At 57.8% G+C, this 25,318-nt stretch carries 26 protein-coding genes and 2 pseudogenes; 9 read left to right on the top strand and 19 right to left on the bottom strand.

Features of this window, described 5'->3' with window-relative positions; all coding sequences use genetic code 11:
• The first annotated feature begins 28 nt into the window (after positions 1 to 28).
• Positions 29 to 1,225 carry an MFS transporter gene (locus ABOC21_RS01360; protein ID WP_426811854.1) on the top strand — a complete coding sequence of 399 codons (1,197 nt, stop codon included), beginning with the start codon at positions 29 to 31 and terminating at the stop codon, positions 1,223 to 1,225.
• 1 nt (position 1,226) lies between these two features.
• On the opposite strand, the gene ABOC21_RS01355 is transcribed toward ABOC21_RS01360, so the two are convergent.
• Together ABOC21_RS01355 and ABOC21_RS01350 are read right to left on the bottom strand one after the other, a co-directional pair.
• Positions 1,227 to 1,982: an SDR family NAD(P)-dependent oxidoreductase gene (locus ABOC21_RS01355; RefSeq protein WP_426811853.1), complete on the bottom strand. Its 756-nt coding sequence runs from the start codon at positions 1,980 to 1,982 to the stop codon at positions 1,227 to 1,229.
• A 42-nt stretch (positions 1,983 to 2,024) separates the two neighbouring features.
• On the bottom strand, positions 2,025 to 2,792 hold the full coding sequence (locus ABOC21_RS01350; RefSeq protein WP_426811852.1) for an SDR family oxidoreductase: 768 nt from the start codon (positions 2,790 to 2,792) through the stop codon (positions 2,025 to 2,027).
• Positions 2,793 to 2,907: 115 nt separating this feature from the next.
• On the opposite strand from ABOC21_RS01350, the gene ABOC21_RS01345 reads away from it, so the two are divergent.
• Positions 2,908 to 3,498, top strand: coding sequence for a TetR/AcrR family transcriptional regulator (locus ABOC21_RS01345; RefSeq protein WP_426811851.1), 591 nt, complete (start codon positions 2,908 to 2,910; stop codon positions 3,496 to 3,498).
• Positions 3,499 to 3,651: 153 nt separating this feature from the next.
• On the opposite strand, the gene bhsA is transcribed toward ABOC21_RS01345, so the two are convergent.
• The 3 genes from bhsA to ABOC21_RS01330 form a co-directional block, all read right to left on the bottom strand.
• Positions 3,652 to 3,909 (bottom strand): multiple stress resistance protein BhsA, encoded by a 258-nt coding sequence (bhsA, locus tag ABOC21_RS01340; RefSeq protein ID WP_133601199.1) that lies wholly within the window; start codon positions 3,907 to 3,909, stop codon positions 3,652 to 3,654.
• A 164-nt stretch (positions 3,910 to 4,073) separates the two neighbouring features.
• A complete protein-coding gene (locus tag ABOC21_RS01335; RefSeq protein WP_426811850.1) occupies positions 4,074 to 5,390 on the bottom strand; it encodes an ATP-binding protein in 1,317 nt (438 codons plus the stop codon).
• Positions 5,387 to 6,127, bottom strand: coding sequence for a response regulator (locus ABOC21_RS01330; RefSeq protein WP_426811849.1), 741 nt, complete (start codon positions 6,125 to 6,127; stop codon positions 5,387 to 5,389). Before ABOC21_RS01330 ends, ABOC21_RS01335 begins: the two co-directional genes overlap by 4 nt.
• 288 nt (positions 6,128 to 6,415) lie before the next feature.
• Between ABOC21_RS01330 and ABOC21_RS01325 the strand changes: the two genes are divergently transcribed.
• Positions 6,416 to 6,844 carry a DUF305 domain-containing protein gene (locus ABOC21_RS01325; RefSeq protein ID WP_426811848.1) on the top strand — a complete coding sequence of 143 codons (429 nt, stop codon included), beginning with the start codon at positions 6,416 to 6,418 and terminating at the stop codon, positions 6,842 to 6,844.
• Between the two features lie 50 nt (positions 6,845 to 6,894).
• A complete protein-coding gene (locus ABOC21_RS01320; protein ID WP_426811847.1) occupies positions 6,895 to 8,352 on the top strand; it encodes a YncE family protein in 1,458 nt (485 codons plus the stop codon).
• Positions 8,353 to 8,426: 74 nt separating this feature from the next.
• Here the strand turns inward: ABOC21_RS01320 and ABOC21_RS01315 are convergent, their stop codons facing one another.
• The 4 genes from ABOC21_RS01315 to ABOC21_RS01300 all read right to left on the bottom strand — a co-directional run bounded on the left by ABOC21_RS01315 (position 8,427) and on the right by ABOC21_RS01300 (position 11,320).
• Positions 8,427 to 9,260, bottom strand: a complete 834-nt coding sequence (locus ABOC21_RS01315) for an anti-sigma factor family protein (protein ID WP_426811846.1) — start codon at positions 9,258 to 9,260, stop codon at positions 8,427 to 8,429.
• Between the two features lie 21 nt (positions 9,261 to 9,281).
• Positions 9,282 to 9,785: an RNA polymerase sigma factor gene (locus ABOC21_RS01310; RefSeq protein ID WP_426811845.1), complete on the bottom strand. Its 504-nt coding sequence runs from the start codon at positions 9,783 to 9,785 to the stop codon at positions 9,282 to 9,284.
• A gap of 10 nt (positions 9,786 to 9,795) precedes the next feature.
• Positions 9,796 to 10,233 carry a nuclear transport factor 2 family protein gene (locus ABOC21_RS01305; RefSeq protein ID WP_426811844.1) on the bottom strand — a complete coding sequence of 146 codons (438 nt, stop codon included), beginning with the start codon at positions 10,231 to 10,233 and terminating at the stop codon, positions 9,796 to 9,798.
• A 307-nt stretch (positions 10,234 to 10,540) separates the two neighbouring features.
• On the bottom strand, positions 10,541 to 11,320 hold the full coding sequence (locus tag ABOC21_RS01300; protein WP_426811843.1) for an SDR family oxidoreductase: 780 nt from the start codon (positions 11,318 to 11,320) through the stop codon (positions 10,541 to 10,543).
• A 97-nt stretch (positions 11,321 to 11,417) separates the two neighbouring features.
• On the opposite strand from ABOC21_RS01300, the pseudogene ABOC21_RS01295 reads away from it, so the two are divergent.
• Both ABOC21_RS01295 and ABOC21_RS01290 read left to right on the top strand, forming a co-directional pair.
• Positions 11,418 to 12,390, top strand: a pseudogene (locus ABOC21_RS01295) (AraC family transcriptional regulator).
• Between the two features lie 167 nt (positions 12,391 to 12,557).
• On the top strand, positions 12,558 to 12,944 hold the full coding sequence (locus ABOC21_RS01290) for a DUF6157 family protein (RefSeq protein ID WP_426811842.1): 387 nt from the start codon (positions 12,558 to 12,560) through the stop codon (positions 12,942 to 12,944).
• A gap of 119 nt (positions 12,945 to 13,063) precedes the next feature.
• On the opposite strand, the gene guaA is transcribed toward ABOC21_RS01290, so the two are convergent.
• Together guaA and guaB are read right to left on the bottom strand one after the other, a co-directional pair.
• Positions 13,064 to 14,641, bottom strand: a complete 1,578-nt coding sequence (gene guaA, locus ABOC21_RS01285; RefSeq protein ID WP_426811841.1) for a glutamine-hydrolyzing GMP synthase — start codon at positions 14,639 to 14,641, stop codon at positions 13,064 to 13,066.
• Between the two features lie 65 nt (positions 14,642 to 14,706).
• On the bottom strand, positions 14,707 to 16,173 hold the full coding sequence (gene guaB, locus ABOC21_RS01280; protein WP_426811840.1) for an IMP dehydrogenase: 1,467 nt from the start codon (positions 16,171 to 16,173) through the stop codon (positions 14,707 to 14,709).
• Positions 16,174 to 16,331: 158 nt separating this feature from the next.
• On the opposite strand from guaB, the gene xseA reads away from it, so the two are divergent.
• Complete coding sequence (xseA, locus tag ABOC21_RS01275) at positions 16,332 to 17,702, top strand: exodeoxyribonuclease VII large subunit (RefSeq protein ID WP_426811839.1); 1,371 nt, start codon at positions 16,332 to 16,334, stop codon at positions 17,700 to 17,702.
• Here the strand turns inward: xseA and ABOC21_RS01270 are convergent, their stop codons facing one another.
• The 6 genes and pseudogenes from ABOC21_RS01270 to ABOC21_RS01245 form a co-directional block, all read right to left on the bottom strand.
• Positions 17,703 to 17,927 (bottom strand): zinc ribbon domain-containing protein, encoded by a 225-nt coding sequence (locus ABOC21_RS01270; protein WP_426811838.1) that lies wholly within the window; start codon positions 17,925 to 17,927, stop codon positions 17,703 to 17,705.
• 49 nt (positions 17,928 to 17,976) lie between these two features.
• On the bottom strand, positions 17,977 to 19,068 hold the full coding sequence (locus ABOC21_RS01265; protein ID WP_426811837.1) for a Gfo/Idh/MocA family oxidoreductase: 1,092 nt from the start codon (positions 19,066 to 19,068) through the stop codon (positions 17,977 to 17,979).
• A 254-nt stretch (positions 19,069 to 19,322) separates the two neighbouring features.
• A complete protein-coding gene (locus tag ABOC21_RS01260; protein ID WP_426811836.1) occupies positions 19,323 to 19,715 on the bottom strand; it encodes a cell envelope integrity TolA C-terminal domain-containing protein in 393 nt (130 codons plus the stop codon).
• A 55-nt stretch (positions 19,716 to 19,770) separates the two neighbouring features.
• Entirely contained in the window at positions 19,771 to 20,148 is a 378-nt protein-coding gene (locus ABOC21_RS01255) for a TonB family protein (RefSeq protein WP_426811835.1), read from the bottom strand.
• Between the two features lie 174 nt (positions 20,149 to 20,322).
• A pseudogene (locus tag ABOC21_RS01250) lies at positions 20,323 to 20,558 on the bottom strand (transposase); the annotation flags it as partial.
• A 141-nt stretch (positions 20,559 to 20,699) separates the two neighbouring features.
• Positions 20,700 to 21,266, bottom strand: a complete 567-nt coding sequence (locus ABOC21_RS01245) for a class I SAM-dependent methyltransferase (protein WP_426812006.1) — start codon at positions 21,264 to 21,266, stop codon at positions 20,700 to 20,702.
• Positions 21,267 to 21,352: 86 nt separating this feature from the next.
• Between ABOC21_RS01245 and ABOC21_RS01240 the strand changes: the two genes are divergently transcribed.
• The gene (locus ABOC21_RS01240) at positions 21,353 to 21,847 is read left to right on the top strand and encodes a MarR family winged helix-turn-helix transcriptional regulator (protein WP_426812005.1); all 495 of its coding nucleotides are present in this window, start codon (positions 21,353 to 21,355) and stop codon (positions 21,845 to 21,847) included.
• Positions 21,848 to 22,054: 207 nt separating this feature from the next.
• On the opposite strand, the gene ABOC21_RS01235 is transcribed toward ABOC21_RS01240, so the two are convergent.
• Positions 22,055 to 22,354 carry a PerC family transcriptional regulator gene (locus tag ABOC21_RS01235; RefSeq protein ID WP_426812004.1) on the bottom strand — a complete coding sequence of 100 codons (300 nt, stop codon included), beginning with the start codon at positions 22,352 to 22,354 and terminating at the stop codon, positions 22,055 to 22,057.
• Positions 22,355 to 22,854: 500 nt separating this feature from the next.
• Here ABOC21_RS01235 and ABOC21_RS01230 point away from each other — a divergent pair, with 500 nt between their 5' ends.
• Positions 22,855 to 22,953: a YoaK family small membrane protein gene (locus tag ABOC21_RS01230; RefSeq protein ID WP_426812003.1), complete on the top strand. Its 99-nt coding sequence runs from the start codon at positions 22,855 to 22,857 to the stop codon at positions 22,951 to 22,953.
• Positions 22,954 to 23,749: 796 nt separating this feature from the next.
• On the opposite strand, the gene der is transcribed toward ABOC21_RS01230, so the two are convergent.
• A complete protein-coding gene (gene der / locus ABOC21_RS01225; RefSeq protein ID WP_426812002.1) occupies positions 23,750 to 25,228 on the bottom strand; it encodes a ribosome biogenesis GTPase Der in 1,479 nt (492 codons plus the stop codon).
• Positions 25,229 to 25,318: the final 90 nt, after the last annotated feature.

Below are 25,318 nucleotides of genomic sequence, written 5' to 3'. Positions count from 1 at the left end.
CGACAACCTTATAACTGAACAGAAGACCATGAAAGTTACCGAAAAATCGCACTCCGCCCCCGCCCTGCTCACCTTTGCTGCCGGATGCAACCAGCTTATCAACTGGGGCATTTCCTTTTATATGCCCGGCACCTTTGCCCGGGCCATCGCGCAGGATACCGGCTGGTCCGCGGCGCAAATCTATCTCGGCCTGACCCTTGCGATGCTGATGATGGCGATGGTCTCGCCCTTTGTTGCCCGCCTGCTGGCCCGCATCGGCGGCCAGCGCGTGGTAGTCTCCGGCACGCTGATCATCGCCGGCGGATGTTTAACTATGGCGAATGCGCATACTCTGCCAGTGTGGTTTAGCGCCTGGCTGCTGACCGGCGTCGGTATGCGCCTGGCGCTGTATGACGCGCTGTTCGCCGCGCTGGTCAACCTTTACGGACAGCGCTCAAGAGCGACTCTCTCGCGGGTGACGCTGGCGGGCGGGTTAGCCTCCGCCGTTTTCTGGCCGCTTGGCGCCTGGCTTCTGACGACGATCGGCTGGCGACACGCGCTGCAGATCTACGCGCTGTTCGGCGTGCTCAGCGCGCTGCTGCTGTGGACAATGCCGAATGCCCGGCTCCCGCTGACGCCGCGGCGTGAAGCGCGCCGACCGACATCAGGCCGCAATCGACGCGCTGGCCTGCTGTATGCGGCGCTGATCGCGCTGGTGACCTTTGTCTCTAACGGAACCTCAACTCACCTGCCGGAATTTATCGCCAGCTACGGCCTGCCCGTGGCGACAGGGATGCTGTGGGGAGTCGGGCAAACCGGCGCCCGTTTTCTGGAGGTGGCTTCCGGTTCCGCATTAACGCCGCTCAGGCTGACGCTGCTAACGACTTTTCTGATGCCGCTGTGCTTTGCGCTCGGCCTGAGCGGCCCCTATTTAGCGGGGGCCGCCGCCGGGTTTGTGCTGGGATATGGCGCCATTAATGGCTTAACCACGGTATTCAAAGCCACGCTGCCGCTGCAGCTGTTTGCCGCGCAGGATTACGCCCGGCGCACCGGGATTTTTCTGATCCCCGCCCAGCTGCTAGCGGCCGCATCGCCGTTTGCCTACGCCTGGCTTAACCATCGGCTGGGCGTTGAGGGGAGTTTAGCGGTTTCCGCGCTGCTCGCGCTGGTCGTGGCCGCGCTGGCGCTGGCGATTGCGCTGCACCAGCGTCAGTTCCCGGCGGAGACGGTTAACGACCGCGTCTGAATCAGGCCGTGAAGCCACCGTTGACGTCAATCACCGAGCCGGTGATGAAACCGGCATCCGGTCCGGCGAGGAAGGCAATCGTCGCGGCGACCTCCTCAACAGTGGCATAGCGCTGAATCGCGTGGGATGCCATCACCACCGGCGGCAGATGGTCCAGCGCGCCGGCCGCCATGTCGGTGTCCATGATGCCCGCCTGCACCACGTTGACGGTGATGTTACGCGGCCCCAGATCGCGCGCCGCGCCCTTGCTGTAGCCCACGATCGCCGCTTTACTGGCGGCATAATCGGTGGTGCCGGGGAAACCGATGCGCGTGCCAAGGCCGGAGCCGACCGAAATAATCCGCCCGCCGTCCGGCAGCACCCGCACCGCCGCGCGGATGTTGGCGATCACGCCCATCGTATTGATAACCCACTGCCGATCCATCGCCGCGTTGTCGATATCGGGAGCATCGATCGTTTTCCCCTGCCACGCGACGGCCGCGTTATTGACGAGAATATCGAGTTGACCAAGCTTCTCCACCACTTCACGCACCAAAGGCTCCGCGGCGGACGGCTCCCCCTGATCGGCCCGGATCGCCACGGCGCGTACGCCTTTCGCGATGAGTTTCTCCACAACGGCATGCGCCTTATCGGCGGAGGCCACGTAGGTGATGGCGATATCCGCCCCCCGATCGGCCAGCACGTCAGCGATCGCCGCGCCGAGACCGCGCGAACCGCCGGTGATGAGCGCGACTTTTCCTGCGAGTGTTTTATTCATTGCAAATTCCTCAGTAGGTTGGATTGAAAGGGAAATGCCGCTTCACCACGGCAGCCGCTGGTCCTGAAAGAAGAAGCCGCCCGTTGGCCCCTCTTCCCCAATGCAGGCATAGCGAATGACAGTACGAGCGCCGCTTGCGACGCTCATATCCGCGCGTTCGCCGCCCATGCTGGTTTGCAGCCAGCCGGGATGAACGGCGTTAATTTTGATTGGCGTCCCGCGCAGCTCTTCCGCAATCAGGATGGTGAAGGCGTTGAGCGCGGCTTTGGAGGTGTCGTACCCCAGGGCGCGAATCGGATAGACCGGCGAATGCGGATCGGATAAATGGGCAAGCGACCCGCGGATGCTCGATACGTTGACGACGCGTCCCTCCGCCGAGCGTCTCAGCAGCGGCAGCAGAGCCTGCGTCAGAAAAACGGGAGCGAAGAAGTTAGCCTCAAATGTGTCACGCACCGCGTCCGCTGGCGCCTCGCTCGGCGGGCGGGTCGCCGGCGTGCCGCCGTCGGGGCTGTCCAGCAGAATACCGGCGTTATTAATCAGAATATCAAGCCTGCCATAAGCCCTGCCGATCTCCGCGCTGGCCGCCTGCCGATCCGCTTCGCGGGTCACGTCGAGCCTAAGCGCCGATGCTTTGCCGCCCTGGCCAAGCAGCTCGTCCGCCACCTGTCGGGCTTTGCGCTCATCGCGGGCGCCAATAATAACGTGGGCGCCGAGCGCAGCAAGCTGGTGAACAATCTCCAGCCCGAGGCCGCGTGCGCCGCCGGTCACCAGAGCGACCTTATCGTGAAGCTGAGCGTGGGTATTCGTCATGATGATATTCCTTAAATACAATACCGATCGATACCATATCGAACGGTATTGTATTTGCCGCTGAGGTGTCAAGCGATTTATACTGGTCGGTATTGAAATATGCAGGTGAAAATCAATGGGACGTCACAGACAGTTCAACGAAAATGAGGCGCTGGAGGCGGCGCTCTCTGTCTTCTGGCAGAAAGGCTACGAGGGGACCTCCCTCGAAGATCTCACGCGGGCCACCGGCGTAGCCCGCCCCGGCCTCTATGCGGCATTCGGCAACAAAGAGCAAATCTTCCTCAAGGCCCTCGATCTCTACGACGCCGCGTATATGGGATTTATGCGCGAGGCGCTGGATGAACCGACGTCCCGCGAGGTCGTGGCGCGGATCCTGCGAGAGTCGGCCAGCGTCCAGACGGCAAGCGCCGATCATCCGGGCTGCCTGGGCATCAACGGCGCGCTGGCCTGTTCCGATGATGCGGAGCCCATTCGCCGCGAGCTGATTCGCCGCCGCGCCGCAACCCAGCAGGCGCTGAACGAACGCCTGGAGCGGGCGCGCCGGGAGGGCGATTTACCGCCATCGGCGGACTGCGCCACCCTGGCTTCCTTCGTCATGACGCTATCTCAGGGGATGGCCGTGCAGGCCAAAGCCGGGGCCAGCAGACAGATGCTTGACGCGCTGGTCGAGCACGCGCTGGCGACGTGGCCCTCCGCAGCCCGCTAATCCCCTCGTCGCCGGCATAAAAAAACCCGCCTTAAGGCGGGATAATCGTAGCGCGGGTAAAAAAGCCTCCGGGTCGGAGGCAAAGAAGGGTAAGGAAAAAGCAGACGCAATGCGGATATCCTTATTTCGCATTGCGCGACAGGCAAGGCACGCTTACTTATAAATATCGGCGGTGCCGAAGAAAACATTATTCCCGCCGGCGGCCACAATTCGGTAGCTGCTGGCCCCTGCGGCCTGCGCTTTTGCCGCCAGATTAGCGTCCAGTTCTGAAAGCGTGGTCGCTCCGCTGCTGTCAGAAATCGTACCGATACGGGTCATCCCCTGCGGCATGGTGGTTTCCATCGCCGCAAAGCTGGATGCGGAAACAGAACCAAGGATCAGTGCGGCCAGAATCATTTTTACGTTTTTCATATGTCACCTCAATAAGTGTAATTAACCAGGGGCAGAGAGCGTTAAAACGTTTCGCTGCCCGATGACTGAATTACACCACTGCAATGTATCGGTAACATATCGACAATAAGGTGAAAGTGTACCGGGGTTTCGCTATCGCGCCTTTATATACACTGCGATACATTTCAGCGCCCGCTGCCCGGCAGGGTCACCGTCACCCGCAATCCGCCCTGCCGACGATTAGCGAGCGTCAATTCCCCGCCCAGCGAGGCCACCAGCTGCTGGGCAATCGCTAAGCCCAGCCCGGTGCCGCCGGTGGCGCGATTGCGCGAATTTTCCACCCGATAAAACGGCTGCATCACCGCATACATCTCCGCCGGCGGAATCCCCGGACCGCGATCGAGAACCTCAATGGTGATGGCGTCAGCGTCCTGGCTCACCGCCACCTCCGCGCTGCCGGCGAACTTGAGCGCATTATCGATCAGATTACTCAGCGTTCGCCGCAGCGCGTGGGGTTTGGTGCTTAGCGAGCCATTTAATTTCCCCCGTAATACCACCTGCTGACCGGTATCCTGATAATCGCACACCAGGCTATCGATAAAGGCGTGCGGCTGAATGCGGCAGGGCTTTTCGCTGCTGCTTTCGCTGGTACGCGCGTAGGCCACCCCTTCGCGCACCAGCAGCGTCATCTCCTCGAGATCCTGTAAAAGTCGGGACTTGATTTCGGTATCATCCATCATTTCTGAGCGCAGCCGAATGCGGGTGATTGGCGTTTGTAAATCGTGAGAGATCGCCGCCAGGATCTGCATGCGCTCTTTCAGGTAAGTCGTAATACGCTCCTGCATGGCATTAAAAGCCCGCGCGGCGTTACGCACCTCAACCGGCCCCTCTTCCGACATCTGTACGGTTTCGCCCGGATCGGGATGCAGCGTTTCGGCCGCGCGGGTCAGCACCGTCAGCGGACGTACCGCGCTGCGCACCGCCAGCCAGGCGGAACCCAGCAGCAGAATAAACTGCCCGATCAGTACAATCGGCAGCCAGCGGGCGAACGGCATATTGCGCGGCCGCAGATCGATGGTTAATGGGCTGCCATCGCTCAGGCGCAGATGCGCCATCATCTGCCCGGGGCTCACCGGATCCACGCTAAAGCTCAGCGGATAGCGCCCGCCCAGCACCCGGGTCAGGGCTGCCGCCGTATCCTGCAGGCGTTTGCTCTGTACAGGTTTGCCCGACGGGCTGGCGTGTAAAAGATAGTGATGGTTACTGCGATCGAGACGTGCGGTCCACGCGACACGCTCCGCCACCGGCAGACGGTCAAGGATGGCGATGCTGGTGGCAACGTCATACTCCAGGTTGTCCATCATCATCGCCTTCGTGCTCTGAGAACGCTCCAGCAACAGCAGCCCCAGCGTTAAACCATTCGCCAGCAGCAAACCCAGCAGCAAAATCAGCATCAGGCGCGATGCCAGACGTTTGGGCCACCATTGTGTCAGGCGTTTCACTCTCTGGCCTCGCGCAGCTCCACGGGCATGGCGAAGACGTAGCCTTCGCTGCGCACCGTTTTAATATAAGAAGGTTCGCGGGCGACGTCGTTGAGACGCTGGCGCAAGCGGCTTACCAGTAAATCAATCGAGCGTTCGAACAACTCGGCATCGCGGCCCTGGGTGAGATTCAGCAGCTGATCGCGATTTAATACGCGCTGCGGATGGTCCACGAAAACCCGCAGCAGACGATACTCCGCCCCGCTTAGCGCCACCATCACCCCCTCTTTATCGATCAGGTTGCGCGAGGTGGTGTCCAGCTCCCAGTCGCCAAACGCCAGAATGCGCGCGGCTTCAGAGATCACCAGATTCGGCGGCATCATCCGCGTGCGCAGCAGCACCGCTTTGATTCGCGCCAGCAGTTCACGGGCGACAAAGGGTTTGACCAGATAATCATCCGCGCCCATTTCAAGGCCAATGATACGGTCAGTGTCTTCACTGCGCGCCGTTAACATCAGTACCGGCGTGCCTTTATGCTTGCTGCTGCGTAGCTCACGGCACAGGGTCAGGCCATCGTCACCCGGCATCATCACGTCGAGGACAATCAGGTCGACCGGCGTGGTTTCCAGGAAGCTGCGCATTTGCCGCCCATCCGCGGCCTCGGTGGTACGCAGACCGTTTTTCTTGAGGTAATCGGCTATCAGGCTACGAATTTCACGATCGTCATCGACAATCAAAATATGATCGACATGTTCCACGGCGCACTTCCTCTTCTCAGACATGATCTCACGGCGGCCAGTTTATCGCAGTTGTTACGCAAAAGTGTCGGGCTTTGTACCGTACTGTATCCAGCGCGGGGGCCGTTTTCAGGCCGCAGCCTGTCGCCATCAGGTCCGCTGGGTCGTTTTGCCAGAAACATTCCGTCATCCCGCTACATAAAAATACAAAATCCCCCACGGTAAGAAACAGTCCTGATACATCGCTTTGCTTATATAGGCGCCATGACAGGCCCATCCGGTCCTGATTGATCCGCTAAAGGGTGTGCTATGAACCGTATTGTTCGCTATTTCCTTATTGTTAACGGCCTGCTGCTGCTGAGCCAGAGCGCAGGCGCTCATGAACATCACGCCGCTGACGCTACCGCGCTTACGCAGGAACAGGGGTTCTGGAAAGAGAATGCGCAGGCGATGGATACCATGATGGCGAAAATGGCGATTGAGCCGACGGGCAACATCGACGAGGACTTCGTTGCCATGATGACGCCCCACCACCAGGGCGCGATGGATATGGCCGTGGCCGAACTGCGTTACGGCAAAAACGAACAGCTAAAACGCATTGCCCAGGAAATCATTGTCACCCAGCAGCAAGAGATCGTCGCCATGTACCAGGCTCTGGGCAAACCGCTTCCTCCTGCTGTACCCGCACCCGATCAAATCCAATCTGAATCCGCGCCTGCTGCTCCGCAGGGGAAATAAGCCACCTTGCGTGGTCACGATAATACTCGACAGTTAAAGGGATACCCATTATGACAAGAATATTCGTACGCTCGGCGCTGGCGGCAACGGTGGCGCTGGCGTCCTCATTCGCCTCGGCAGGGCAAGCGCCCTATGCGGCCTCTGCGGCAGATATCGGCGTGAGTCATCGCGACCGCGTTTATGCCGCAGAACAGTTCTCCAATACCGTATCGGTCACCGATCCGGCCAGCAACACCCTGCTCGGGGTGATTAAACTGGGCGATGCGCAGCCCGCCAACCTCAGCCCGCTGTACAAAGGCCAGGTGCTGGTGCATGGTTTAGGCTTCTCTCCGGATGGCAAGACGCTTGCCGTGGTCTCCATTGGCTCGAACTCCGTCAGCCTGATTGATACCGCAACCAACGCGGTGAAGCACGTGACCTACGTCGGGCGTTCGCCACACGAGGCCTTCTTTACCCCGGACGGCAAAGAAATCTGGGTGACCGTACGCGGTGAAGATTATGTTGCCGTGCTGGACGGCGCCAGCGGCGAAGAGAAAACGCGGATTAAGGTCCCCGGCGGCCCGGGGATGCAGATTTTCTCCCCGGATGGTCAGTACGGCTATGTCTGCTCCTCTTTCAACCCGCAAACCGTGGTGGTGGATGTTAAGCAGCATAAAATTGTCGGCAGCATTCAGCAGGCCAGCCCGTTCTGCCCGAATATTGCGGCGACCCCGGACGGCAAGCAGGTATGGTTCACCTTAAAAGACGTTGGCAAAGTGCAGGTGTTCGATGCGCATCCGCCGTTTAGCCTGCTCAAAACCATCGACAGCGGCCCGATTACCAACCACGTCAACATTGTGCATAACGCCAAAGGGACCTTTGCCTACGTCACCATCGGCGGCCTGAATAAGGTGAACGTGTATCGTACCGATGACTTCAGCCAGGTCGCCACCATTGCGGTGGGCAACCTGCCGCACGGCGTCTGGCCATCAGGCGACGGTAGCCGCGTCTATGTCGGCCTGGAAAACGCCGACGCGCTGACCGCCATTGATACGCTGACGAATAAAGTCATTGCCACCGTTCCTATCGGCCAGGCGCCGCAGGCGGTGGTGTATGTGCCCAATGCCGTACCGCAGGGCGACGGCAAGCAGAATCTGGTTCCTCTCGGCCTCGCCGGCAAGGCGGCGCATCTGGCGCTGAAAAACGTGAATGCCGCCGCAGGAGCGCAGCCGGCAACGACGCTGTCGCTGTTCGATCAGGGGCTGACCCAGGTCCTGCAGGCGTCGGCCACCGGCCTCGAACCGAAGCAGGCCTATCTGCTGGCGCTCTCGCCGGATGCGGAAGGTAAAGGCCAGCTGGAACCGCTGGCGCAGTTTATGACTAACCCGGCCGGGGCGGCAATCGTCAACGCCGTTGGCCCTATCCGCCAGGTGGTTGATAGCCGCCACGCCGATGAACGCCGCTACCTGGTGATTGTGAAAGGCACCGCCGAGCAGCACGGCAAACCGGTACAGGTCCAGGTGCGCTAATCCTTTCCCCGTCCGTACCGTTAGCCAGATTCACGCCGTGAATCTGGCTTTTTTATCGCCGCAAGCAGCGCCGGCTATTTCTCCCTGCGATCATCCGTTAACTGCCGCCATACCTCGTTCGATACCCGCGCCATCTCCGCTTTGTCTTCCTCCGCGGATAGCGCATAGCCAAAACCGCGATCGATCCAGTAAAACACGCTGATATTTCCCTGGCGGGCAAACTGAAAAGCCGTGCTCCCCTGCGGCTCCGTGCGATGCGCGGTTCTTTCATTGGAGACATACAGGGTCAATTTTTTACCGTTGCGGTCCTGATACATAAACTGCGCCACCGGCCCGCTGCCGCCGGGCAGCAGGCGCCCCCCTTCGAGGCTATAGCCCACCGCCTGTAAATGCGGCGGATTCATCGGCGCTCCCATGCGTTTTGACAGCCATTTCACCAGCTGCGCTTCGTGTGCGGCGTCAATTTCTACCGGACGGCGCTCATCCACGGCATAGACGGCGTGGGCAACGGCGGCGCGTTGTACAAATCCTGCCGTCGGAACGGCAGCAGGTAATGGTTGCGCCGGATGTTGCCAGACGATATCCGGCGAAGCCGAAATAGCGCGTAGCGCCCAGCCGGTGATGCCGCTGACAAGCGCCAGCGCCACGCATGCGGCGATGGGCAGCAGCCTGCGTGGCGAACGTTGCGCAGGCTGAGGCTGTAGCGCGGCGCGCAGCAGGCGCGGCGGCGGCGAGTCATCGAGAATGGGATCGTAGAGCGCGCGGAGCGCCTCATTCTGCGCCCGCCATGCCGCAACTCTTTGCGCTTCATCGGGGTGGGCTGCCAGGTAGCTTGCGACCTGCTGCATCCGTTCATGGCTCAGTTCACCATCAAGCCAGGCGTGAAGATCGTCATCAGTGATAGGCATTGGCGGCTCCGGTGCTGAGAATTATTTCACCCGCGTCACGCGGACTGAGTTACGCGGCCCTTCCATTAACAGCCGCAGACGCACGCGGCCGCGTGAAAGACGGGACATAACGGTGCCGACAGGGATGTTAAGGATATGCGCAATATCGGCGTAGGCCATATCCTCCAACGCCACCAGCAGAACCACCTCTTTTTGCTCCGGCGGCAGATGGCGCAGCGCCGCCTGAAGATCCATCAGCGTCAGCTGCTTATCGTGATGCGCTTCGACGCTGGCGTCATGCTCTGCCATCTCGCTTACCGGCACCCGCGGGCGCCGTACGCCATCGATATAGAGGTTGTGCATAATGCTGAATAGCCAGGCGCGCATATCAAGAATAAGGGGCCAGTGCGCCGATTTCGCCCAAGCCCGCTCAAGGGTATCCTGGACCAAATCGTCAGCATCATCCCGGTTATGCGTCAACGCCTGCGCGTAGCGGCGCAGGCGCGGAAGCCAGGGTAACAGCCGGTTATCGTGGGACTGGCGCACGAGGATCGCGTCAGTAGGATGCGCTGACGTTTAGCGAAGGCGCAACCTGCCAGATTTCGTCCACGATTTTACCGTTACGCCAGGTCAGGACATAGCGCACCTTCACCGGCATTTTCCCTTCAAACAGGACGTTCGCCGTGACGGTTGCGCCTTTCGGGTTGGCGGCTTCTTCAACCGAGGCCACGCTTAGCTTCATCGTCCCCTGAGCGATGGTGAATTTTTTCCACACGCCGCCAATCGCCTGCGGCGTACTATACGCCCCGTCCAGCGGGCCGCCGACCCACTCGAGATGCGCCCGGCTATCATAATGCTTCATGATCTCCGTCACGTTGCCTGCGGCAATCGCCGCAAAATGGGCCTGAGCATCATCTTTTGGCGCCGCAAAGCTATAAGCCGATACCAGAGCCAGTAAAGCAGTTGCAGGGACAAGCAGTTTGGTTCTTAACATGGTCCACTCCTGAAGAGGTCAGAGAAAGGCCCGCAGTGAGCCGTCATCATGCAGACGTATGGGCGTTGAATTTTATTCCCGCTCGCGCAGCTTTTTTATCGATTGACCCCAATACCCGCTTCCCGGCGAAAGGCAACGGCTGTCGCCCGGCCCGCCCACAATAAAAAACCCGCATGCGTACGGCACCCGTTGAGTCAGGTGCCGTACGCATGCGGGCTTATCGATATTTCGTCGAAATTATCCGCCGCAACCGCAGCGGAATGCTTTTCGCCTGAGGGTCAGCGCGGCAGGAAAGCGGCATCTGCCCTCATGGTTGAAAAGCGTGCGATTCCGCCTGGCGGCCGGCTTCAGCCATCCAAAGCTCGGCATCGGCGCCAGCGGGAATAAGCAGCGGCGCGGAGGCGTCGGTCGCGGCCCGCCAGATCGCTTCTGCCACATCGCCAGCATGAGTCACCGGGCCCGGGTCCTCCAGGACGCTTTTGATAAACTGCTGCAGCATCGGAGCGTAGTCCGGATCCTCCATGCCGCGCACGTGGGGACGAGCGTTATCGCCGAAGCGGGTTTCAGGCGAACAACCGGGCAAAACGATATGTACGCGGACGCCGAAGGGCGCCATCTCCACCGCCAGGGACTCGGTGAAGGCATTGACGGCCGCCTTGCTTGCCCGGTAAATCCCGACGATCGGCAACGCTTTGACCGTTACCGTAGACGTCACGTTAATGATCGCGCCGGCCCGGCGCTGACGCATTTGCGGCACGAAGGCCTGAACCATTGCCAACGTGCCAATGGTGTTCGTCTGAAACAGGGCATGGACGGTTTCCGCAGCGATAAGCTCAACCGGCGCCGGCGCGCCGAAACCGGCATTATTGACCAGGACGTCGACGGGTCCCGCCGCCGCCAGCGCCTGCGCGATGCTGGTCGGATCGGTGATATCCAGCGCCAGCACCCGCAGCCGTTCAGAGGACGGGAGCACCTCTTCGGTCGGCGTACGCATCGTGGCAATCACCTCCCAACCCCTGGCAAGGAACAGCTTCGCGGTTTCCAGGCCGAAGCCGGATGAACAACCGGTAATCAATATCGTAGGCATAAGCATCTCCATTAAACGTTGACGCTCTTATAGTAGTCGCCAAAAATTGGACGTAATATAGCTTACAGTCGTCATTACTTTAGAGAGAGTCTCGATCATGACTCCCGATCCGCTTGCCCAGATCGTTACGCTGCTGCAGCCTGCCGCCCGTTTTTCCAAGCTGGTGGAGTGCGCCGGCTCGTGGCGGATCCATCGTGAGGCGACAGGCGACCCCCTGTATTGCGTGATTCTTGAAGGCAGACTGCCGCGTCACCTTCGACGGGAACCAACCATTCATCCTCCATGCGGGCGACTTTATTCTCGCCCCGGCAATGCAGGATCTGGTCAACGGCAGCCTCGATGCGCCGGACGATATGCCCTTCACTTCGCCCGTGCGGATCACCGAGGGACATTTTCGCGTTGGGCGCCAGCAGGGTGCTGCCGATCTGCGCATGCTCATCGGCCACTGCAGCTTCGCCGCGTCGGATGCGGCGCTGCTGGTCTCGCTGCTGCCGGACGTGGTTGTGGTACGCGATCGTCCCCGGCTGACCACGCTGATACAGCTGATCGACGAAGAAACGCGAGAGCGGCGGTCGGCAAAAGAGCTCGTGCTGGAGCGACTTCTTGAGGTACTGCTGATCGAGGTTTTGCGATCCGGCACGGAGACCACATCCGTTCCAGGCCTGGGACGCGGCCTGGCTGACGAGCGTCTCGCGATCGCGCTGCGCTGTATGCATACTCAACCTGAATACTCCTGGACGGTTGCCGAGCTGGCCACCAAAGCCGCCCTCTCCCGCTCGGCCTTCTTTGCCAGATTCAGCCGCATCGTCGGCCTGCCGCCGATGGAGTATTTACTAGCCTGGCGCATGGCGCTGGCGAAGCAGCTATTGCGGAGCCGAAAACTGAGTATCGATCGGCTGGCCGTTCAGGTGGGTTATCGGTCGGCAAGCAGCTTTAGCATCGCGTTCACCCGCTATGTCGGTATGCCTCCCGCCCGGTATGCGCGCTCGGTAGCCCCGCCCCCGCCTGCGCTTTTGCAGGATGGGGAGCAGGATAACCCCGATCCGCTCGGCGATCGGCCGTTCAGCTAACGCCGGCCTGTTGCACGCCATTCCCGAACGATAGTCCATATTCCACAGCCTGGGGAGCCCGGATTTGCCGCCGGCGGCGGATTTTCTATACTTCGGGGACGCAGCAGATTTGGAGCCAACGAGTCTCCGACGATAAATTGGGCTAACGGATTAAGCGGGATATGACCATGCACAGCACCAATTACCGGAATACGCTGATCGTCGTATCGGATGATTGCCCGGTGGCGGTGGCAACGCCGCCAACGAAAGAGGGCACGATCGCCGAACGGCAGTTCGCCAGGCTTTCAGCCGCGCCATACGCCATGACGTCAGATGAACTGCTTCTCGCGGTCGAGAACGATCGCAAAGACCCGGTGACGGCGGAAGCGTTCTTCGCCAGGCCGCAGGCCTGCCTGCGCGCTTCTCCCCTGGTGAAGAAACACGGCTATGGTCTGCATCACAACCGGGAGAGCCGGGTCGCGCTGGTCGCGGTAGAGAGCGAAGCCTACGCGCGGCGGCTGGCCGATCCGGACGTTGAGAAACGCCCGGGAATGCGTAGCGCGCGGAAGGGATAGCCGTTTCCACCGGCGACAGGAACGCCGGGAAAGGCCGGGTACAAAAACAGAAAAGCCCGCAGTGACGCGGGCTTAGAGATGTTACGGCTTTAACGTGCGGGCGGTTGCCGGACGCGAAATCATTCCCACTCGATCGTCGCTGGCGGTTTGCCGGAAATATCATAGACTACGCGGGAAATACCGTTCACTTCGTTGATGATGCGGTTGGAGACGCGGCCGAGGAAGTCGTACGGCAGGTGCGCCCAGTGGGCGGTCATAAAGTCGATGGTTTCGACCGCACGCAGGGAAACAACCCAGTCGTATTTGCGGCCATCGCCCATCACGCCGACGGAACGAACCGGCAGGAACACGGTGAACGCCTGGCTCACTTTGTTGTACAGGTCGGCTTTATGCAGCTCTTCGATGAAGATAGCGTCCGCGCGACGCAGCAGGTCGCAGTACTCTTTCTTCACTTCGCCCAGCACGCGTACGCCGAGGCCCGGCCCCGGGAACGGGTGACGGTACAGCATGTCGTACGGCAGACCCAGCTCGAGGCCGATTTTACGCACTTCGTCTTTGAACAGCTCTTTCAGCGGTTCAACGAGGCCCATCTTCATCTCTTTCGGCAGGCCGCCGACGTTGTGGTGAGATTTGATAACGTGCGCTTTACCGGTAGCCGAGGCCGCAGACTCGATTACGTCAGGGTAGATAGTCCCCTGCGCCAGCCACTTAACGTCTTCCAGCTTCAGCGCTTCTTCGTCGAATAGCTCAACGAACACGCGGCCGATAATTTTACGTTTCGCTTCCGGGTCGTTCTCACCAGCCAGCTCGCCGAGGAAACGATCTTCCGCGGCAACGTGAACAATGTTCAGGCCAAAGCGGTCGCCGAACATATCCATCACCTGCGCGGCTTCGTTCAGGCGCAGCAGGCCGTTATCAACGAACACGCAGGTCAGGTTTTTGCCGATCGCCCGGTGCAGCAGCATGGCGGTAACGGAAGAGTCGACGCCGCCGGACAGGCCGAGGATCACTTTGTCGTCGCCAACCTGCTGACGAATGCGCTCAATGGCATCATCAATAATCTTAGCCGGCGTCCACAGCGCTTCACACTGGCAGATATCGCGCACGAAGCGCTCCAGCATACGCAGGCCCTGGCGGGTGTGGGTCACTTCCGGGTGGAACTGCACGCCGTAGAAGCGTTTTTCTTCGTTCGCCATAATGGCGAACGGGCAGGTCTCGGTGCTGGCAACGGTCACGAAGTCAGACGGGATGGCGGTCACTTTGTCGCCGTGGCTCATCCAGACGTCGAGCAGCGCTTTGCCGTCGGCGCTCAGGGAATCTTCAATGCCGCGGATCAGCGCGCTATCGGTTTGTACTTCAACCTGCGCATAGCCGAACTCGCGCTCGCTGGAGGCCTCAACGTGGCCGCCCAGCTGCATTGCCATGGTCTGCATGCCGTAGCACACGCCAAAGACCGGCACGCCGGCTTCGAAAACGTATTCCGGCGCGCGCGGGCTGTTGTCTTCAGTGGTGCTTTCCGGGCCGCCGGAAAGAATGATGCCGCTTGGGTTGAATTCACGGATCTGAGCTTCAGTCACGTCCCAGGCCCACAGTTCGCAGTAAACGCCTAATTCACGTACGCGACGCGCAACCAGCTGGGTGTACTGAGAACCGAAGTCGAGGATAAGAATGCGATGTTTATGAATGTTGTCCGTCATTGACGTTTATTCCAGAGCAGTAGCAATTAAATAAAATCGCCCGGCGCATGGCCGGGCGATGAAAATCAGGAGCCCATGCGGTAGTTCGGGGATTCCTTGGTGATCGTCACGTCGTGAACGTGGCTTTCCTGGATGCCCGCACCGCTGATACGCACGAATTCCGCTTTGGTGCGCAGGGTATCGATGGTACCACAGCCGGTCAGGCCCATACAGGAACGCAGGCCGCCCATCTGCTGGTGAATGATCTCTTTCAGGCGGCCTTTATAGGCTACGCGGCCTTCGATACCTTCCGGTACCAGCTTGTCGGCGGCGTTATCGCTCTGGAAGTAGCGGTCGGAGGAGCCTTTGGACATCGCGCCCAGAGAGCCCATACCGCGGTAGGATTTGTATGAACGGCCCTGGTAAAGCTCAATTTCGCCCGGAGACTCTTCGGTACCCGCCAGCATCGAGCCCACCATTACCGCCGCAGCGCCCGCGGCAATCGCTTTGGCGATATCGCCGGAGAAGCGGATGCCGCCGTCGGCGATAACCGGGATCCCGGTGCCTTCCAGCGCTTCAACCGCGTCGGAAACGGCGGTAATCTGCGGCACGCCTACGCCGGTGACGATACGCGTGGTGCAGATAGAGCCAGGACCGATCCCGACCTTCACCGCGCTCACGCCGGCTTCAGCCAGCGCACGCGCGCCGGCGCCGGTCGCCACGTTGCCGCCGATGATTTGCAGGTTCGGATATTTTGCCCGCGTTTCGCGAATGCGCTGCAGAACGCCTTCAGAGTGGCCGTGAGAGGAGTCGATCAGCAGAACGTCAACGCCTGCGGCAACCAGCGCATCAACGCGCTCTTCGTTACCGGCGCCGGCGCCAACCGCCGCGCCTACGCGCAGACGACCGTGCTCATCTTTACAGGCATTCGGCTTACGTTCCGCTTTCTGGAAATCTTTAACGGTAATCATACCGATCAGGTGGAAGTTCTCGTCCACTACCAGCGCTTTCTCGACGCGCTTCTCGTGCATTTTAGCAAACACGACTTCGCGGCTTTCGCCTTCACGCACGGTCACCAGACGCTCTTTCGGCGTCATATAAACACTCACGGCCTGGTTCATGTCGGTAACGAAACGGACGTCGCGGCCGGTGATAATCCCGACCAGCTCGTTATCTTCGGTGACAACCGGATAGCCGGCAAACCCGTTGCGCTCGGTCAGCACTTTCACTTCGCGCAGGGTAGTGGTTGGCAGTACGGTCTGCGGGTCAGACACCACGCCGGATTCATGTTTCTTCACGCGGCGAACTTCTTCCGCCTGGCGCTCAATGGACATGTTTTTATGAATAAAGCCGATGCCGCCTTCCTGTGCGAGGGCAATTGCCAGACGTGCTTCCGTTACGGTATCCATGGCTGCAGAGAGCATTGGAATATTCAGACGAATTGTTTTCGTCAGCTGAGTGCTGAGATCGGCGGTATTCGGCAGAACGGTAGAATGAGCGGGAACGAGGAGAACGTCGTCAAACGTCAGAGCTTCTTTAGCGATACGTAGCATGGGCAATATCTCGACCAGGGTGGATAAATATTGCCGTGGCATTATACAGAGCGTAACCGATTGCATCTACCCTTTTTTGCAAATAATACTTGCGATCGCCTTCCAGCAGGTTACTATTGACTAATTAACCTGCTGATTTAAAGTTTGATCTTGCTCACATGTTGCCATCTCAATCCCCCGCAATTTTTACGGTCAGCCGCCTGAACCAGACGGTCCGCCTGCTGCTGGAACAGGAAATGGGCCAGGTCTGGATCAGCGGCGAAATCTCTAATTTCAGCCAGCCCTCTTCCGGCCACTGGTACTTCACCTTAAAAGACGATAACGCCCAGGTGCGCTGTGCGATGTTCCGCAACAGCAACCGCCGCGTCACCTTTCGTCCGCAGCACGGGCAGCAGGTGCTGGTGCGCGCCAATATCACACTGTACGAGCCGCGCGGCGACTATCAGATCATCGTCGAGAGCATGCAGCCCGCCGGTGAAGGGCTGCTGCAGCAGAAGTACGAACAGCTGAAAGCGCAGCTGGCGGCAGAAGGCCTGTTCGACCAGCAGCACAAGCAGGCGCTCCCCTCCCCGGCCCGCTGCGTGGGGGTGATTACCTCTAAAACCGGCGCCGCGCTGCACGATATTTTGCAGGTTCTCAAACGCAGGGATCCCTCTCTGCCGGTGATTATTTATCCGACGGCGGTGCAGGGTGATGACGCGCCGGGACAGATCGTGCGCGCCATAGAGTTAGCCAACCTGCGTCAGGAGTGCGACGTACTGATCGTCGGCCGCGGCGGCGGTTCGCTGGAAGATTTATGGAGCTTTAACGATGAGCGGGTGGTGCGGGCGATTTTTGCCAGCCGCATTCCGGTGGTTAGCGCCGTCGGCCATGAAACCGACGTGACGATTGCCGATTTTGTCGCCGACCTGCGGGCGCCGACGCCCTCTGCGGCCGCCGAGATCGTCAGCCGCAATCAGCAGGAGCTGCTGCGCCAGCTGCGCTCCGGGCAGCAGCGTCTGGAAATGGCGATGGACTATTTCCTCGCGAACCGCCATCGCCGGTTTACCCAGCTTTTCCACCGCCTGCAGCAGCAGCATCCACAGCTGCGCTTAGCGCGTCAGCAGACGGCGCTTGAGCGGCTGCGCCAGCGGATGCGTCTGGCCCTTGATACGCAGATGAAGCGCGCCGATCAGCGTCAGCAGCGCGCTCTGCAGCGCCTGAACGCGCACAATCCGCAGCCGCGTATTCATCGCGGCCAGTCGCGTATCCAGCAGCTGGAGTATCGTCTCGCCGAGAGCATCCGCGCGCGACTGAGCGAACAGCGCGAGCGTTTCGGCAACACGGTGACCCATCTGGAAGCCGTCAGCCCGCTGGCAACCCTCGCCCGCGGCTATAGCGTCACCTCCGCCAGCGACGGAAGCGTGCTCAAGCAAACGAAACAGGTGAAGGCGGGCGATCTGCTGACCACCCGCTTAAATGACGGCTGGGTCGAAAGCGAAGTGAAAACCATCGCTCCCGTTAAAAAAGCGCGCGCGAAGAAGAAATAGCTATCCCTGGTCAGGCAGCGCGAACTCAACGCGCTTCTTCGAAATCAACCCGTGCCCGTGCTGGCAAAAATAGTCGATCGCCCCGCAGGCTTTTAAAACCTCCAGCGGTTGTTGGCATTCGGGACAACGGGCTTCTACGGCAAAGTCTTGTTCACAGCGGCCGCAGTGCGCGCGGCCGCCCTGCGGCTCCAGCGGCGTGTGGCAAAGGGGACAGGCAAGTTCCATGGTGATTCCTTACGCAGTTTTCGTCGGCCCAGTTTACCACGACCGCCGTTCAATGCGGGCCGCGCAATTGCTGCTGAAGCTGCAGCAGCAGAGCCACTTCATCGATGCGCCGCCGGGTTATCCGGGCGACCTCATCGGACGCGCGCGCAAACAGGCTGCCTGCGCCGAGAATATGTTCCCCCAGGCAGTGCTCGTAGATCGCCCCGCTACGCCGCCAGCGCAGCACCTGCTCGCCGGCAATGAGCTCAACTACTTCGCTATTCTCGCGGCGATCGAGGTTAATAATCCGCCCGTCGCGCAGCGCTATCCGCATGCCCTTCTGACCTCCCGCCGGGCCGGCATACTTATTGAGCCAGATATTGAGCGGGATCCCGCTCAACTCCCCCTGTAGATGCGCCTCCCCTTCCGCGGTTTGCGTATCGCCGGGCGCGATCGCCTGGCCCAGACGATCTTTCGCCTGCCGTACCGCAAGGTGAATTCGGTCGCCGCCGCCGCAGTAGCGGATCGTTTCCCGCAGCATCGCCAGCACATGGGTTCCAATATCAAGGATCACGCCGTCGGGATGGCGCAGCTGGCGCGTATCCGGCCTGCCGGTGGCAAAATTCAGCGCCACCGGATCGCCCCGTTCGTCAAACCCGCTGGGCTCCTGGAGAAAACCGTCAATACGCGCAATATCCTGCGGCGAGAAGAGCAGTCGCCGGTCGCCCTGTACCCCGCTCTCCGGCTGCCAACGGGCATCCAGCTGGCCCAGCGCCAGCTTCAGCGCGCCGTCACGCGCCATCCAGTGGTCCAGCGCCAGCACCCGGCGAGCGTTTTCCGGCGCACGCAGCAGCGCGCGCAGGCGCGCAATCTGTTGCAGGGTCGCGACGATCGGTTTCTCCACCACAATTCGCGGGCAGGAGGAGGCGAGCGCCGCTTCCAGCACCGGAAGATGCTGCAATGAGGCGGTGGTGATAAACAGGATGTCCAGCGGCTTTGCCAGCAGCGCGGCCAGCGAGTCGCAGCGGCTGACGCCCTCCGGCATCCGTTGAGGATTGCTATCAAAACCCCGGCACGCCGCCAGCGGTAGCGCCAGATTTTTCAACGCCGGCAGCCAGGCCGTCTCCACTACCGCGCCCAGCCCAATAAACCCTGCTTGCATCGTTACCCCGCCATCGTTGGTACAAAATAATCGGCTGAAATGATAAGGGATTATGGGATAACGATTTTGAGATTGCGCAGCGAATCTTGCGTTAAGCGGGAATAAAAAAACCCGCCAGCGGCGGGTTTATGATTTATTTGCTTTTCTTGATGTGAAAAGCAAACAAGCATTTAAATACATTGATATATAAGGAAATAAAAAAACATTAATTTTGTGCACACCCATGTGTACATCATTTTTGACAATGCCTAATATTATTCGCCTTTCATATCAAATCTGGATTGAGAAAAAGCATCATAGACTTTCTTATCGGTAAAAGGTGGAAAAGTTGCCCGATTGGCAGCCTCAACCAGCGCAGCACAATACTGCTTGTTACCTTCACTCGTGGTAATACTGTTAAGTTTTCCATTGTAGCGAAAACTCATATGTATCCTGCATTTTTTACCGCTCCACGCGTAACGGTCGCGTAACTGTGACTCGATGGATACTTTGATAGCACTGGCCTGTTTGCCGTATTCATCATCATCGGTGAATCGCCCAGAGCTACAGCTTCCAAGTGCTGTAGTCTTATGGCAGTCAGAAGGATGAAGCGGCGTACAACTACTTGTAAAAATGGTCAGAATGACCAACATCATTATTTTTTTCATTCCTACTCCTGGAGCCTCCCTTAAAAAGTTATCCTATAGCTGTTCGTTCCCTTCCTTATCTAAAAGGGACTTCCTTGCTTTGAATACTACCCGGTTGATTTGGTTTTGGAACTTCTTCGGAAGTACCAGCAGAAGAGAATTTGATCGTGATAATGTTGTCCCTGGAGGGCTTCCCTTTGACGAATCGCCATTTTTTCATTACTTGCCTGACCTTATTATCAAACATTCCAGAGGGATCTGGGCTTAATAGCTGGATGTTTGTCACAAGACCATTAGCATCTACGTCAAATTGCGCTTTGACCTTACCCGGAATCCCTTTTATGGCGGGTTTAGCTGGATAAACAGGAGTCATGAGAGGTTCGATAGACTGTGATTCAGCAGCATATGTTACTGGAATACTAAGCAGCAGCAGGAGAGTGAGAAGTCCTTTCATTTCGTCCTCATTATTACAAAACAATAATCCTCATCGAGGTAACATTTTGGCCCAGTTTGAAAAATTTCTCTATATACATGCAAAATGTATTGGTTCAGTTGCCTAAAAACGTAAAGTCCTTGGACATATCGTCATCACACTCCATACAGTACGGTGCTCATTGATAAAGCGTTACTTCAGTCGGGCTCCCTTGCAAAGTACCGCGCGGCCTTTTTCAGGATATCTCGTTCCTCTTCGGTGCGTTTTAGCTGCGCGCGTAGTTTCAGGATCTCGCTTTTGGCTTCCAGTAAATCCCGGGCATGCTGTTCGCTGTTATCAGGCTTGATAGCCCGTAGCCACTTATAGAGGCTGTGCGCAGAAACGCCCAGACGGTCAGATACTTCGGCAACGGAATAACCGCGTTCCGTTATTTAACGGACGGCTTCTTCCTTAAATTCAGGTGTAAATCGTGGTGTGCCCATATGCTCCGCCTATGCTCAAACTATAGGGCAGGATCGTCTACCGGGGTGGGGTCAGTTCACACTATTACCCGGATCCAGGATGAGAAATTTTTAGACACGGGTTAACCAATACCAGTGCGACGAAACCAGCCGTCGCTTGCGGTTTTCGACCCTCGCTACGCTAAACATTGGAGCGAACGTCGCGGCAATATCCGTCGGAGACATCGACTGCTCGCCAGGGGCATTGTCCATCACCCACATGAGATGGGTAGCCCTTTCACGGAGTAGCCTCCCCAGCGTGGCCACGTAATGAGCCTGCCCGTCGCGGTCCAGACAATGAAAGCAGCCGATATCCACCGACAGATCAAACGGCCCGGTCACCGACGTCATTGTCCGGACATCATCAACAAGGAATTGAGGTCGCACCTGGTCATTGGCCACCCGCTCTTTTGCCTTTTTTATGGCCAGCGCCGAAAAGTCGACTCCGGTGACCTCTAATCCCAGACCAGCCATATAGCGCGAAATTCGGCCGACGCCGCAGCCGAGCTCCAGGGCTCGGGCCGGCGTGAGCCTGTCAATGAGCTCCTTTACCTCACCGGGAATGCGAAAGTCGCCCCATAGTGTGAAAAGGGCCGCGTAGGCTTTATCGAACTCATGGCATGTCGTCGGGGCTTTCATCAAATTCTCCTGTTACATGGATCTTGGAACCAGCTAATTTTTTATATAGCATACTATAAATAAATCCAAATGGAAGATAGCATGCTATGAAAAATTATGACAATACCTGGAACCCTAGCGAACAGCCGACATTCTGGATCAATCATGCTTCCCGGTTGCTTATGCGGGATTTTGAGGCTCGTCTTCGCCCACTTGGCTTTGGAATGGCCTACCTTCCCGTTATCACCGCACTGGAGGAAAATGGACCACTTCAACAAAAGCAGCTCGTCGAGCTCATCGACGTCGAGCAACCAACGATGGCCGCACTGCTCTCCAGGATGGAGCGAGACGGCGTGGTTATCAGAACTCCTCACCCATACGATCGGCGATCCAGTCGTTTTGAATTATCGGTTACGACCAGACAGCGCGTGCCGGAAGCAAAACAGGTGCTTACAGAGATCGCCGAAGCGGCGGTTCGGGGATTTAGTCCTGATGAGCGCTCGGCCTTGCTTTCCGCCCTGCGCCGTGTTGCCGTTAACCTGGGAGAGATGCGGGTTAAGCTTCCTTCGGCGCCTGCAGCGGAGTCAGACTCGAATTACTGAGCACCGTCATTCTGGTGACCAGCCTCGGCCGGTGATATCCGCACAGGAATATGCGGATATCATCAATTTCGATGCGAGCCACCGTGGGAACTCTTTTCTGCCTTACCCATTGGGCGATCCTCATGCTTTATGTAACGCCCAAACCGACACGCTACGATGACCAGCAGCCAATCTCGGTCAGGTACGCAACTATCAGATAATCTTTTATTATGAACCTTTTTTGGGCCCAGTTTTCTTCCTGCTAACTGGCAACCTGAATGCCTCTCCGTTTGGCCGGGCGATACCCATGAGCTGTTGTGTCTCCCTCGCAGCTTTCTGCAGGCCACTTAAACTCGTTTCTGTGGCTGGAGGACGCTTTGCTTTCTCCAGACATTTATCGCGCCGGCGACGAGCCTTTTCCCGAATAAGGTTATCCGTGCTTAAATACATGACTTCAGCCCACCGTACGGCAGCCCGACGGTATAATCCCCGAGTTTCGAGTAATTCCGCTTTAGAGTCCTTTATCATTCAATGCCCCTCCCCCTTTCATTCACAATGAATAATCATCGAATATATGAAATTAATCAAAGTCATTAAGCATATTACCCATGCTGCGAGGTGGGAGCAGCCCAAGGTTTGCCGTCCACTCTTCTCCACAAGATGTTTAATCTTGCGTCATCCTACACACACTAACAATGCTCATATTCCGATTAATTACAAGACCATCAGGTGACTGACCAAAAGCCTGAGAGGACGACCGAAGCATAACTAAGCTGGCAGGTCATCCCTGATAAATACACAGGTATCACCCTTGCTACTTTCCGATCTAATATTGTTCATATTTTATCTGCATAACATATATGCATTGGTGATCGGTTACAAAGTCCCAGCCTGTGGTGATATTTTCAGCCCCCGACTTCGGAGGTCATATGAAGGATTCAACTAGATTTGCACTGATAGTTATATCGCTAGTAATGTGCGTTCTGTTTCTCGTTCAGGCTACGGTTCTTTTGGTTAAGTGAGGGATTATGCGAATAGGGATTGCCTTTCCGGTGATAGTGTTCATCATTGCTATGATATTTCTCGCTTGGTTCATTCTGGGTGGCTATGCGAATCCTGGTGCTTAGGGAATGAGTTTCATCTGGCACCCGACACTGATATGCGTGTTTATGGTCTATCTGATGATGTGGTTGCTACCGGTTTAACTGAGTTAGTGCGTCCTGTGGCTGGATAGTAGCCGGATAGAGGTTTGGTTGGACCAAGTGGCAGAACGTAACCATTTGGTCTATGGCGCCCATCACAGTGGCAATTCTTGTCCACCTCAATGTCGTTGGTTGAGATTGCGTTACCGCCAGGTGATGGGCTGATGAGGTGTTTGAGTGATGGTTTATTAGCAGTACTGTATATGCAATCAGTTATATGATCATGCACAGGATACGCATTGATAGATGCCTTAAAAGAGGCCGGGCGTATCATCATACTTCTGGATTATTCATGTCAGGCATGAAATATGAAATGCGCCTTTCGACACTTAGGGTAACTTGGTTATATTCTGAAATTAGGGATTCAAATCACTCTGCACTATCCTTTCCACCTGCGTGATCAAAAGATAGAAAACCGGGGAAACGATCACTGGCGCTGGCCGCGGGAATATCGATATCATCGCCATTCTTTGCCCGCGAACCAGGAAGATGTCAAACCTCATTATCAATGATCGAACTCTGACCATTCGGCAGCATACAACTCCATTTTTCGCACACCAATTAGATATACCCAAAATCACAGCGCTGCATTATGGGCACACCTGTGTGTACACGCCAATCATGTGCTTTGTTGCGTCTTTATGATAGCCCCTGATAACAAAAAAGCCCGGCATATGCGGGCTTTGGGGGTTCTTGATCGTGGGTAAATCGTCCTGATAGCTTATTTGCTTTTCTTGATGTGCTTGATCAAACGCTTACGCTTACGCATCTGGTTCGGCGTCAGGGTATTGCGTTTGTTGGCAAACGGATTCTCGCCCTCTTTGAACTGGATACGGATCGGCGTGCCCATAACTTCCAGCGATTTACGGAAGTAGTTCATCAGATAGCGTTTGTAGGAATCCGGCAGGTCTTTGACCTGATTGCCGTGGATCACCACGATCGGCGGATTATAGCCACCGGCGTGGGCGTATTTCAGCTTCACGCGACGGCCGCGTACCAGCGGCGGCTGATGGTCTTCCGCCGCCATGGTCATGATACGGGTCAGCATCGCCGTGCCCACGCGACGGGTCGCGCTGTCATAGGCTTCGCGTACCGACTCAAACAGGTTGCCGACGCCGCTGCCGTGCAGCGCAGAGATAAAGTGCACGCGGGCGAAATCGATAAAGCCCAGACGGAAGTCGAGAGTCTCTTTCACCTGCTCTTTGACTTCCTGACTCAGGCCGTCCCACTTGTTGATAACAATCACCAGCGAGCGGCCGCTGTTGAGGATAAAGCCCAGCAGGGAGAGATCCTGATCGGAAATACCTTCCCGCGCATCGATAACCAGCAGCACCACGTTAGCGTCTTCGATCGCCTGCAGCGTTTTGATAACCGAGAACTTTTCCACCACATCGGTAATTTTACCGCGCTTACGTACGCCCGCGGTATCAATCAGCACATATTCGCGCTCGTCGCGCTGCATTGGAATGTAAATGCTATCGCGGGTGGTGCCCGGCATGTCGTAAACCACAACGCGATCTTCGCCGAGAATGCGGTTGGTCAGCGTTGACTTACCGACGTTCGGACGACCAACGATGGCCAGCTTAATCGGCAGATCCTGCGGATTAAAGTCATCCTCCGGCTCTTCCGGCGCTTCGCCATTCTGCTCGGCTTCAAACTGCGCCCAGTAGGCGGCATCTTCGTCGACTTCTTCCGACGGATCGATCTCTTCCGCCCACGGCAGCAGCACGTGCTCCAGCAGGCTGGTCACGCCGCGGCCGTGCGAGGCGGCGATCGGGTGGATATCGCCGAGGCCCAGCGTCCAGAAGTCGGCAATGGCCTGATCGGCATCGATACCGTCGGTTTTGTTGGCCACCAGGAAAGTCGGCTTCTCACGAGAACGGAGGTGTTTGGCGATCGCCGTGTCCGCAGGCATCAGGCCCGCGCGCGCGTCGACCATAAACAGCACCACGTCAGCTTCTTCAATCGCCAGCAGCGATTGCTCAGCCATGCGCGTTTCAACGCCATCTTCCGTGCCATCGATACCGCCGGTATCGATACAGATAAATTCACGGCCTTCTACTTCAGCACGACCGTACTTACGGTCACGAGTCAGCCCCGGAAAATCCGCGACCAGCGCATCACGAGTGCGAGTCAAACGGTTGAAAAGCGTGGATTTTCCAACGTTAGGGCGCCCGACAAGCGCGACCACAGGTATCATGTTAAATGCCTCATACAAATTACTATGCAGCGTCGTTTTTCTCGACGCTTTTAAAAACAGGAAAACGGCCCCTGTATACCAGGGGCCGTT

The organism is Klebsiella sp. WOUb02 (assembly GCF_050058015.1).
Classification (GTDB): Bacteria; Pseudomonadota; Gammaproteobacteria; order Enterobacterales; family Enterobacteriaceae; genus Klebsiella.
The sequence above is the reverse complement of the archived record's forward strand: the minus strand, read 5'-3'. Positions and strand labels throughout refer to the sequence as shown.

Coding starts and splice junctions, on each gene's coding strand:
- ABOC21_RS01325 (WP_426811848.1), top strand. CDS start 6,416: ATGAACCGTATTGTTCGCTATTTCCTTATTGTTAACGGCCTGCTGCTG.
- bhsA (WP_133601199.1), bottom strand. CDS start 3,909: ATGAAAAACGTAAAAATGATTCTGGCCGCACTGATCCTTGGTTCTGTT.
- ABOC21_RS01355 (WP_426811853.1), bottom strand. CDS start 1,982: ATGAATAAAACACTCGCAGGAAAAGTCGCGCTCATCACCGGCGGTTCG.
- ABOC21_RS01240 (WP_426812005.1), top strand. CDS start 21,353: ATGAAAAATTATGACAATACCTGGAACCCTAGCGAACAGCCGACATTC.
- guaA (WP_426811841.1), bottom strand. CDS start 14,641: ATGACGGACAACATTCATAAACATCGCATTCTTATCCTCGACTTCGGT.
- xseA (WP_426811839.1), top strand. CDS start 16,332: ATGTTGCCATCTCAATCCCCCGCAATTTTTACGGTCAGCCGCCTGAAC.
- ABOC21_RS01315 (WP_426811846.1), bottom strand. CDS start 9,260: ATGCCTATCACTGATGACGATCTTCACGCCTGGCTTGATGGTGAACTG.
- ABOC21_RS01345 (WP_426811851.1), top strand. CDS start 2,908: ATGGGACGTCACAGACAGTTCAACGAAAATGAGGCGCTGGAGGCGGCG.
- guaB (WP_426811840.1), bottom strand. CDS start 16,173: ATGCTACGTATCGCTAAAGAAGCTCTGACGTTTGACGACGTTCTCCTC.
- ABOC21_RS01350 (WP_426811852.1), bottom strand. CDS start 2,792: ATGACGAATACCCACGCTCAGCTTCACGATAAGGTCGCTCTGGTGACC.
- ABOC21_RS01290 (WP_426811842.1), top strand. CDS start 12,558: ATGCACAGCACCAATTACCGGAATACGCTGATCGTCGTATCGGATGAT.
- ABOC21_RS01270 (WP_426811838.1), bottom strand. CDS start 17,927: ATGGAACTTGCCTGTCCCCTTTGCCACACGCCGCTGGAGCCGCAGGGC.
- ABOC21_RS01300 (WP_426811843.1), bottom strand. CDS start 11,320: ATGCCTACGATATTGATTACCGGTTGTTCATCCGGCTTCGGCCTGGAA.
- ABOC21_RS01230 (WP_426812003.1), top strand. CDS start 22,855: ATGCGAATAGGGATTGCCTTTCCGGTGATAGTGTTCATCATTGCTATG.
- ABOC21_RS01255 (WP_426811835.1), bottom strand. CDS start 20,148: ATGAAAGGACTTCTCACTCTCCTGCTGCTGCTTAGTATTCCAGTAACA.
- ABOC21_RS01265 (WP_426811837.1), bottom strand. CDS start 19,068: ATGCAAGCAGGGTTTATTGGGCTGGGCGCGGTAGTGGAGACGGCCTGG.
- der (WP_426812002.1), bottom strand. CDS start 25,228: ATGATACCTGTGGTCGCGCTTGTCGGGCGCCCTAACGTTGGAAAATCC.
- ABOC21_RS01260 (WP_426811836.1), bottom strand. CDS start 19,715: ATGAAAAAAATAATGATGTTGGTCATTCTGACCATTTTTACAAGTAGT.
- ABOC21_RS01320 (WP_426811847.1), top strand. CDS start 6,895: ATGACAAGAATATTCGTACGCTCGGCGCTGGCGGCAACGGTGGCGCTG.
- ABOC21_RS01245 (WP_426812006.1), bottom strand. CDS start 21,266: ATGAAAGCCCCGACGACATGCCATGAGTTCGATAAAGCCTACGCGGCC.
- ABOC21_RS01360 (WP_426811854.1), top strand. CDS start 29: ATGAAAGTTACCGAAAAATCGCACTCCGCCCCCGCCCTGCTCACCTTT.
- ABOC21_RS01235 (WP_426812004.1), bottom strand. CDS start 22,354: ATGATAAAGGACTCTAAAGCGGAATTACTCGAAACTCGGGGATTATAC.
- ABOC21_RS01305 (WP_426811844.1), bottom strand. CDS start 10,233: ATGTTAAGAACCAAACTGCTTGTCCCTGCAACTGCTTTACTGGCTCTG.